1 pseudogene is annotated in these 396 nt (G+C 57.1%); it reads left to right on the top strand.

Going from position 1 to position 396, the window contains the following annotated elements:
- Nucleotides 1–396, top strand: a pseudogene (locus tag AX663_RS10760) (hypothetical protein); the annotation flags it as partial.

A 396-nucleotide genomic window follows, 5' to 3' on the forward strand; every position in this document is an offset into this window, starting at 1 on the left:
AGGCGCTTGCTGACTCAGATGCACTTGCTGAGGCTGACGCACTTGCTGAAGCTGAGGCGCTTGCTGACGCTGACGCACTTGCTGAGGCTGACGCACTTGCTGAAGCTGACGCTGAGGCTGACGCACTTGCTGAGGCTGACGCACTTGCTGAGGCTGACGCACTTGCTGACTCTGAGGCGCTTACTGACTCAGACGCACTTGCTGAAGCTGAGGCGCTTACTGACTCTGACGCACTTGCTGAAGCTGAGGCGCTTACTGACTCTGACGCACTTGCTGATTCTGATGTACTTGCTGAAGCCGAGGCACTTACTGACTCAGAGGCGCTTGCTGACTCAGATGCACTTACTGACTCAGACGCACTTGCTGAAGCTGAGGCGCTTGCTGACGCTGACGCAC

The sequence above is a fragment of the Streptococcus sp. CCH8-H5 genome (genome assembly GCF_001556505.1).
GTDB lineage: Bacteria > Bacillota > Bacilli > Lactobacillales > Streptococcaceae > Streptococcus.